7 protein-coding genes are annotated in these 9,044 nt (G+C 71.2%); 6 read left to right on the top strand and 1 reads right to left on the bottom strand.

Going from position 1 to position 9,044, the window contains the following annotated elements; all coding sequences use genetic code 11:
* Window positions 1–180, bottom strand: a 180-nt coding sequence (locus GFH49_RS00835; protein ID WP_230396090.1) for a hypothetical protein, incomplete at its 3' end; no start/stop codon positions are given.
* Between the two features lie 209 nt (window positions 181–389).
* Between GFH49_RS00835 and GFH49_RS00830 the strand changes: the two genes are divergently transcribed.
* The 6 genes from GFH49_RS00830 (at window position 390) to GFH49_RS00805 (ending at window position 8,930) form a co-directional block, all read left to right on the top strand.
* On the top strand, window positions 390–1,874 hold the full coding sequence (locus GFH49_RS00830; protein WP_155053782.1) for an alpha/beta hydrolase: 1,485 nt from the start codon (window positions 390–392) through the stop codon (window positions 1,872–1,874).
* A gap of 293 nt (window positions 1,875–2,167) precedes the next feature.
* Window positions 2,168–3,811 carry an ABC transporter substrate-binding protein gene (locus tag GFH49_RS00825; protein ID WP_155053781.1) on the top strand — a complete coding sequence of 548 codons (1,644 nt, stop codon included), beginning with the start codon at window positions 2,168–2,170 and terminating at the stop codon, window positions 3,809–3,811.
* A 79-nt stretch (window positions 3,812–3,890) separates the two neighbouring features.
* On the top strand, window positions 3,891–4,847 hold the full coding sequence (locus GFH49_RS00820; protein WP_155053780.1) for an ABC transporter permease: 957 nt from the start codon (window positions 3,891–3,893) through the stop codon (window positions 4,845–4,847).
* Window positions 4,847–6,958 carry a dipeptide/oligopeptide/nickel ABC transporter permease/ATP-binding protein gene (locus tag GFH49_RS00815; RefSeq protein WP_230396089.1) on the top strand — a complete coding sequence of 704 codons (2,112 nt, stop codon included), beginning with the start codon at window positions 4,847–4,849 and terminating at the stop codon, window positions 6,956–6,958. The genes GFH49_RS00820 and GFH49_RS00815 overlap by 1 nt, the downstream gene beginning before the upstream one ends.
* Window positions 6,955–7,986 (top strand): oligopeptide/dipeptide ABC transporter ATP-binding protein, encoded by a 1,032-nt coding sequence (locus tag GFH49_RS00810; protein ID WP_155053779.1) that lies wholly within the window; start codon window positions 6,955–6,957, stop codon window positions 7,984–7,986. The genes GFH49_RS00815 and GFH49_RS00810 overlap by 4 nt, the downstream gene beginning before the upstream one ends.
* Window positions 7,983–8,930: a dihydrodipicolinate synthase family protein gene (locus GFH49_RS00805; RefSeq protein WP_155053778.1), complete on the top strand. Its 948-nt coding sequence runs from the start codon at window positions 7,983–7,985 to the stop codon at window positions 8,928–8,930. The genes GFH49_RS00810 and GFH49_RS00805 overlap by 4 nt, the downstream gene beginning before the upstream one ends.
* Window positions 8,931–9,044: the final 114 nt, after the last annotated feature.

Raw genomic sequence — 9,044 nt, 5'->3', positions numbered from 1 at the left:
GGACGACCAGCGGGTGCTCAGGTCGTTGTCCAGGGTGTTGGCCGGGACGTTGCCGTCATCGGGACTCGCCGTGACGCTCTCGACCTCCAGCGGAGAGGCGTCGGCCGCCGCGGCCGGAGAGGTGTCGGCCGCCGCGGCCGGGTAGAACCCACCCGACACTCCGACGGCGATCGCACCCACTAACAACGCATGACACATGCGTCTCATAAGGCCTCGCTTCGATTGACAGTGCAGCTGAGGTGGTACTCCGATTGCGGAGGCACTGTGTCAGTCAGGTAACGGGACGGGTCCCGGGGGTGGCCCTGACCCCGTCACTGGGGGAAACCCCCGTGGGAAGTGGGTTGTTGCCCGGATGTGAGGGATGGGCCTGCTCCGCGAGGCTCGTATGTATGAAGCCGATGACCAAGAGCCTCGTCCTGATCGCCGCCGCGTCCGGAGTCGTCTTCGGTGTGCTGACGCCGCTGAACGCGTCCGCCGCGAGCGGTTCGGCCACGGAGCTGAAGTGGAGGAAATGCGAGGGCACCGGTCTCGACCCGCGGCAGGAGTGCGCGACGGTCGAGGTGCCGATGGACTACGCCGACCCGGACGGGCCGACGATCGACGTCGCCGTCTCCCGTATCCCCAGCGAGCAGCCGTCCGCCCGCCGGGGCGCCCTGCTGCTGATCCCCGGCGGACCGGGCGGCACCAGCCTCAACGACCCGTCGGGCAAGGGCCAGAAGCTGCCGCAGCAGGTGCGTGACACCTACGACCTGATCGGGTTCGCGCCGCGCGGGCTGGCGCCGTCCACCTCCGTCAGCTGCGGCCTCGACCGCGCCGACCTCGCCTTCACGGCCACCCGGCCCTGGCCCGCCCCCGACGGCTCCATCACTCAGAACCTGGTCACCGCCGAGCGCATGTCGGACGCCTGCGCACGCAACGGCGGAGAGCTGATCAAGCACCTCAGCTCCGCCAACGAGGCCCGCGACCTCGACCGTATCCGCGCCGCGCTCGGCGAGCGGAAGATCTCCGCCTGGGGTGTCTCGTACGGCACGTATGTCGGCGCGATCTACGCCGAGAAGTTCCCGCACCGCACCGACCGCTTCGTGCTGGACAGCAACGACAACCCCGACCCCGTCAGGGTGCAGCGCGCCTGGCTGGCCGCCCACGAGCAGGGCGTCGAGGACACCTTCCCGGAGTTCGCCAAGTGGGCTTCCGCGCCCGGCAATCCGGACCGCGTCGCCGCGACCCCGGCCGAGGTGCGCGCGGACTTCCTGAGCCTGGCCGCCCGCCTCGACCGGGAGCCGATCCCCTGGCCCGGCGCCAACCCGCCGGTGCTGAACGGCAACGAGCTGCGCCAGGCCATGATGAACGCCATGGTCGACCCGGACAACTTCCAGGGCCTGGCCCAGCTGATTCTGGCCGCGCGGAAGGGCACCGTGCCGCCCGCGCCGCCGTTGCCGCCCGAGGAGGTGCTGCAGAACGTCACCGCGGTCGGCGCCGGGACCATCTGCAACGACGCCGACTGGCCGGCCACCGCCGACGCGTACCGGGAAGACGTCGCGAGGAGCCGGGCCGAGTACCCACTGACCGCGGGCATGCCCCGCAACGCGATGCTCTGCGCCGCCTGGCCGTACGAGCCGCGCGAGGCGCCGGTACGGATCACCGATCGCGGCCCGTCCAACATCCTCCTCTTGCAGAACGAGCGGGATGTGAACACCCCGCTCAGCGGCGCCCTGAAGATGCGTGAGGCACTCGGCAAGCGTGCGGTCATGGTCGTCAACGACGCCACGGGCCACGACGCCTACCTGGCCAACGGCACGCAGTGCGGCGACGACCTGGTCTCCCGGTTCCTGGCGACCGGCGAGCGGCCGGAGCGGGACACGTACTGCGACTGAGCGCTCGGCCGCCGGCCGTGAAGGCCGTGAAGGCCAGGACGCATCCAGACGCGTCCGTCGCACGAACACATTCCAAGGGGGGCGCCGCACAGGGGACGGCGCCCCCCTTCACCCGTCCCTACGCCATTCGTGTGGGTTCCCTTGACCGCCCCCACACCCAATCTTATGGTCGCGCTGACTACAGGACATAGGGCGCCATATCTATTCATATCTCCCGCTCTTCCGCTCTTCCGCCCGTCCTGTCGTATCCCCTCATCCCCTCGTGTCCCCACCCCCATCCCGCTGGAGGAACCGTGCGCGACGTGACCGACGAGGTGCCGGCGCCGCATCGCCGGACTTTCCTGAAGTGCACCGGCGCGCTGGGAGCGTCCGCAGCGGTCTCCGCGGTCTCCGCGGTCACCGCCTCGCTGTCGGCCTGTTCCTCGGGCCCGGAGTCGACCAACGACACCGGCGGCAGCGGCAGGAACCGCGCACTGACCGCGGTGATCGGATACGGAAACGACGGCAGCTGGGACCCGACGCAGACCGCGTCGGCCTTCTGCATGGCCGCCAACAACCATGTCTATGAGGGGCTGCTCGACACCGATCCGATCTCCCGTGAGCCGTATGCGGCGCTCGCCACGCAGGTGCCGGGCGACCCGAACAGCACGTCGTGGCAGTTCACGCTGCGGGCGGGGGCCACCTTCCACGACGGGAAGCCGGTCACCGCCGACGACGTGGTGTTCGTCTTCGACCGGATCCTCGACCCGAAGACGCAGACCCTCGCCAAGGGGTTCTTCGCGGGCTGGCTGAGGCAAGTCCGCAAGGTCGACGCGCGGAACGTCGAGCTGGTGCTCAAGTTCCCCTTCCCGGAAGGGATTTCGCGGCTCACCCTCGCCAAGATCATGCCGAAGCACGTGTTCTCGCAGCCCGGCGCCTTCGACGACGCGATCAGAGGGAAGGCGGTCGGCTCGGGACCGTACCGGCAGACCGCGCACCACCCGAAGTCGAACACCACCTTCGAGGCGTACGACGGCTACAACGGCCCGCGCAGGGCCGCCTTCCAGCGGATGAACTGGCTGACGATCGTGGACGCCGCCCCGCGCGTCGCCCGGATCTCGGGTGCCAGCGCGGGGGCGCAGATCGCCGACAACATCCCGTACGCCAACATCGGGCGGCTCAGGAGCGGTGGGCTCACGGTCGCCGGCGGGGCCGGGATGAACAACCTGTTCCTGATGTTCAACACCAGGCACAGGCCCTTCGACGACGTACGGGTACGGCAGGCGCTGCACTACGCCATCGACACGGAGACGATGGTCGAGGTGGCGCTGAAGGGGCACGGCAGGCCGTCGTCGTCCTTCCTCGACGAGGGCAACCCGGGCTACCGGCGCGCGAAGACGGTCTACGACTACGACCCCGCGAAGGCGAAGGCGCTGCTGAAGCAGGCCGGGGTCAGCGGGCTGAAGGTCGACATCCTTGCGGTGAACCTGAGTTGGATCGTCGACTGCCTGCCGACCATCAAGGCGTCCTGGGACGCGATCGGCGTGCGGACGACGCTGTCCCCGCAGGAGACCACGGCCGTCTTCACCAAGCTGGACCAGAAGCAGGACTACCAGGTCGTCGCCGCCGCCTCGAACCCCAACCAGTTCGGCCTCGACGCCGACCTGATCATGCACTACAACTACGGGCCCGCCAACCTGTGGATGGGGTACACGCGCTGGTCCGGCAACGCCGTCGCCAAGCGGCTCTTCAAGGACATGGGCGCCGCGACCCGGGAGCCCGACCCGGACAAGAAGAAGACGATGATCCAGGACTACATCGACGTCGTCGCCGAACAGGCCGTGCTCTACCCGGTCGTCCACAACGAGCTGATGACCGCCTGGGACCCCACCGAACTCGCCGGGACAAGGGCACAGCCGTACCCCGGAATCAACCTCCTCCAAGCCAAGTGGGTCTAGCGCCCCGGCATAGTGCCCCGGCACTGGTCACCCCATGTTCAACACGCCTTAGTCAACGACGTCGTACGGGAGTTGGTCCGTGGTCGCCATCGCCAGGATCCTGGCCCGCCGTGTCGCCCTGCTCGTGCCGCTGATGCTCGGCATCGTGCTGTTCGTGTTCCTGGTGATGCGGTTCTCGGACGTCGACCCGGCGTCCGCGTTCTTCCAGGGCGCCAATCCGACGCCCGGCCAACTGCACGCGTTCCGCGAGGAGAACGGTCTGCTCGACCCGCTCCCGGTGCGCTACGTCGACTTCGTGGGCGCCCTGCTCCACGGGGACCTGGGCACCAGCGCGCTGACCCGGGCGCCGGTGATCGACCAGGTCGCGACCGCGCTGCCGCTCACCCTCCAGCTGACCTTCCTCGGGCTGGGCATCGCGGTGGTGCTGTCGCTGGCCGGCGGGGTGACGGCGGCGATCCACCGGGACCGGCTGCCGGACCAGATCGTCCGGGTCGTGTCGCTGACCGGCGTCGCGGCGCCCGGCTTCTGGCTGGCGCTGCTGATGATCCAGTACCTGGCGGTCGACCTGGGCTGGTTCCCGGCCGGCGGCTACATCAACCCGGCGGACTCGTTCACCGGCTGGCTGAAGACGATGACGCTCCCGGCGCTCGCGCTGTCCCTGCCGGTGGCGGCCGGGCTCACCCGCGTCGTCCGGGCGTCCGTGGTGGAGGAGCTGGACAAGGACTACGTCCGCACGGCGATCGGCAGCGGTCTGCCGCCGCGCGTCGTGGTCGGCCGGAACGTGCTCAGGAACGCGCTGATCAACCCGCTCACCGTGCTGGGCCTGCGCGTCGGCTATCTGCTCGGCGGCGCGGTGGTCATCGAGACGATCTTCTCGCTGCCCGGCATGGGCAAGCTGATGATCGACGCGGTGAAGAACGGCGACCCGGCCGTCGTCCAGGGCGTCGTCCTGACGACCGCGACCGGCTTCGTCGTCGTCAACCTCGTGATCGACATCCTCTACCTGCTGGTCAACCCGCGACTGAGGGAAGCCTGATGTTCACGCGCAAGAGCCTCACCGCGGCCCTGGGGCGTGTGGCGAAAGTCCCGCCTGCCTGGCGGCGCCCGGCACGCTCCCCCGTCCCCGAACCGGCTTCGCCCGGCTCGGACGGGGGGACCCCCTTCGCCGCACCGGGCGAAAGCCCGAGTACGTCCAGTACGAGGGCTTCCGCCCGGCCCGGCGTCCGGCTGCGCGGCTGGCGCCGGCTGCCGCCGCTGTCGAAGATCGCCGTCTGCTTCCTGGCCGTCGTGGTCCTGGTGGCGCTGTTCGCCCCGCTGCTCGCGCCGGACGACCCGCTCGGCCAGCAGCCGCCCGTCGACGGCACCGGGCATCCGTCCGCCGGGCACTGGATGGGCCAGGACAGCCTCGGCCGGGACCTCATGAGCCGGCTGATGTACGGCGCCCGCTGGTCCCTCGCGATCGGGCTCGGGGCGACCGGGCTCGCGCTCGTCGTGGGCGCGCTCGTCGGAGCGGTGGCGGCGACCTCCCGCAAGGCCGTCGACGAGACGCTGATGCGCTGCCTGGACGTGGTGATGGCGTTCCCGGGGATCGCGCTGGCCGCCGTGCTGGTCGCGGTGTTCGGCGGCGGCATCACGGTCCTGATCTGCGCGATCGCGTTCCTGTTCACGCCGCCGGTGGCACGGGTCGTACGGGCCAATGTCCTCGATCAGTACGGGGAGGACTATGTGACGGCCGAGCGGGTGATCGGCGCCCGCACCCCGCACATCGTCTGGCGGCACGTGGCCATCAACTGTGCCGCCCCCGTCCTGGTGTTCTGCACCGTCCAGGTCGCCGAGGCCATCGTCTTCGAGGCGTCGCTGTCCTTCATCGGCGCGGGCGTACGGCCGCCGGACCCGTCCTGGGGCAGTGTCATCGCGGACGGCAAGAACATGGTGCTGACCGGCGGCTGGTGGGCGACCCTCTTCCCCGGGCTGCTGATGCTGGTGACCGTGCTGTCGCTGAACGTCCTGTCCGAGGGCGTCTCGGACGCGTGGGCGGCACCGTCGGCGCGGGACGTGGAGGTCCGCGACGAGGACGACCGGCTTGAGGTGCCGGAGCCGGGCAACGGGGAGATCGTACGGCTGCCGGGGCTGACGCAGGCGGCGGCGCGGCTGCGGGCGCGGGCCCGTCCGCTGCCCGGCGGCGCCCAGCCGGTGCTGGCCGTGGAGAACCTGGCCATCGGATTCGAGGCCCGGCATCAGGGCGTGGACATCGTCGACGGGATCAGCTTCGAGGTGCGGCCCGGTGAAGTGCTCGGCCTGGTCGGCGAGTCGGGCTGCGGCAAGTCGCTGACCGCGCTGACGGTGATGGGCCTTCAGCCGAAGGGGGCCCGGGTGCGGGGGCAGGTCCGCTTCCGTCAGCGGGACCTGCTGGCCGAGCCGATGCGGGTCCGGCGCAGGCTGCTCGGCCACGAGATGGCGATGATCTACCAGGACGCGCTGTCGTCCCTGAACCCGGCGATGACGATCCGCGCCCAGCTCAGACAGGTCGTACGACGCGGCGGGCGCCGTACCCCCGGGGAACTGCTGACGATGGTCGGCCTCGACCCCGACCGCACCCTGCGCAGCTATCCGCACGAACTCTCCGGCGGCCAGCGCCAGCGCGTGCTGATCGCCATGGCGCTGTCCCGCGACCCGAAGCTGATCGTCGCCGACGAGCCGACGACCGCGCTGGACGTGACCGTGCAGGCGCAGATCATGGAGCTGCTGCTCCGGCTGCGCGAGGAGCTGGGCTTCGCGCTGATCCTCGTCTCGCACGACCTCGCACTGGTCACCGAGGTCACCGACCGGGTGGTGGTGATGTACGGCGGGCAGATCGTGGAGACGGGCGTGACCGCCGACCTGGTGGAGGCACCGGCGCACCACTACACGCGCGGGCTGCTCGGCAGCGTGCTGTCCCTGGAGTCGGCGGCCGAGCGGATGACGCAGGTCAAGGGGGCCGTACCGGCCCCCGCGGGCTTCCCGGCAGGCTGCCGCTTCGCCGACCGCTGTCCGCGGGCGAGCGAGATCTGCCGGACGACTGCGCCCGTGCCGGCGGGTACCCGCACCCATACGGCGGCCTGCCACCATCCGGCCGTCGACCTGATGGACGTGGAGGTCGCCCGGTGAGCGCGCTCGTCGAACTGTCCGACGCACATGTCGTCCACCGGGCCCGCAGCGGCGGCCTGTTCACCCGGGACCAGGTGTACGCCCTGACCGGCGCCGACCTCGCCATCGCGCCCGGCGAGACGGTCGGCGTCGTCGGCGAGTCCGGGTGCGGCAAGTCGACGCTGGCGAAGGTGCTGGTGGGTGTGGAGCGGCCGACGTCCGGCACGGTGTCCTTCCGGGGCCGCGACCTGTGGAGCATGGCGCCCGCCGAACGCCGGGCGGCCGTCGGCCGCTCCACCGGCATGATCTTCCAGGACCCGTCCACCGCACTGAACCGGCGCCTGACGGTCCGGCAGATCCTGCGGGACCCGATGGACGTGCACCGGCAGGGCACCGCGCGGGAACGGGACGCCCGGGTACGGGAGTTGATGTCCCTGGTCGGCCTGCCGAAGGCGCTGGCCGCCGCGCTTCCCGGCCAGCTCTCCGGCGGCCAGCGCCAGCGCGTCGCCATCGCGCGGGCCCTGGCCCTCGACCCCGATCTCGTGATCGCGGACGAGCCGACCAGCGCGCTCGACGTCTCGGTGCGCGCCCAGATCCTGAATCTGCTGCTCGACCTGAAGGAGCGGCTGGGTCTCGCGCTGGTCTTCGTCTCGCACGACATCCAGACGGTACGGCGGATGAGCGACCGCGTGATCACGATGTACCTGGGCCGGATCGTGGAGGAGGCTCCGGCCGACCGGGTGACGGAGGGTTCCCGGCACCCGTACACCCGTGCCCTGTTCTCGGCGACCCCCGGCCTGCTGCACCCGATCGACCCGATTCCGCTGGTCGGGCCGGTGCCGTCGGCGACCCGCCCGCCGAGCGGGTGCCCTTTCCGCACCCGCTGCTGGAAGGCGGACGGGGAGTGCGCCGACACGATGCCCGATTTTTCCGTTGCGTCCACTCCTGTGCACCGGTTCCGGTGTCACCATCCAGTGGAGGAGGGCCGACCGACCCGCGACCTGGTGAGTCAGGCGGCCGTACCGGATGAGCACCAGGAGCCGACATGAACTTCCCCACGCCGCTGACCGGAGTCGTCCCGCCCGTCTGCACGCCCCTGACGCCGGACCGCGAGGTGGACGTGGCCTCGCTGCTCAGGCTGGTCGACCATCTCATCGACGGCGGGGTGGACGGGCTGTTCGTGCTCGGGTCGTCCTCGGAGGCCGCGTTCCTGACGGACGGGCAGCGCAGGCTGGTCGTGGAGTCGGTGGCGGGGCACGTGGCGGGGCATACAGCCGGGCGGCTGCCGCTGCTGGCCGGTGCGATCGACATGACGACACCGCGGGTGCTGGACCATGTGGCGGAGGTGACGGCGGCGGGCGCGGACGCGGTCGTCGTGACGGCACCCTTCTACACGCGCACCCACCGCGCCGAGATCGCCCGCCACTACCGGCGGATCGCCGCCGTCTCCCCCGTGCCCGTCGTGGCGTACGACCTCCCGGTGGCCGTCCACACCAAACTCCCCGCCGACCTGGTCCTGGAACTCGCCGCCGACGGAGTGCTGGCCGGGCTGAAGGACTCCAGCGGCGACCTGGGCGCCTTCCGCACCGTCGTGACCGGCGCCCGCACCGACCCCGGCATCACCGGCTTCAGCGTGCTGACCGGCTCCGAGGTGACCGTCGACGCGGCGCTCGCGCTGGGCGCAGACGGGGCCGTGCCCGGCCTCGCCAACGTCGACCCGCACGGATACGTCCGCCTCACCCGGCTGGCCCGCGCGGGCGACTGGGAACGGGCCCGCGCCGAACAGGAACGGCTGTGCGCCCTGTTCGGCATCGTGGGCGCCGGCGACCCGGCCCGGATGGGCGGCGGCTCGTCGGCCCTCGGCGCCTTCAAGGCCGCGCTCCATCTGCGCGGCATCATCGACTGCCCGGCCACCGCGGAGCCCCAGGTACCGCTGTCGGAGGACGAGGTGGAGCGGGTGGGGAAGCGTCTCGCGGCGGCGGGGCTGCTCTGACGCCGCGCTGGCTGCGGCGATCTGCGGCTCCGGCACGGGGCCGTGACGGTGGTCGGCCGTCTGCGGCTCCGTCGTGGCTGGTCGCTCCCCCAAGTTCTCGGCTTCGCTCGAACC

Origin of the sequence: Streptomyces blattellae (genome assembly GCF_009709555.1) — a bacterium.
In the GTDB taxonomy this organism is placed as follows: domain Bacteria; phylum Actinomycetota; class Actinomycetes; order Streptomycetales; family Streptomycetaceae; genus Streptomyces; species Streptomyces blattellae.
The sequence above is the reverse complement of the archived record's forward strand: the minus strand, read 5'-3'. Positions and strand labels throughout refer to the sequence as shown.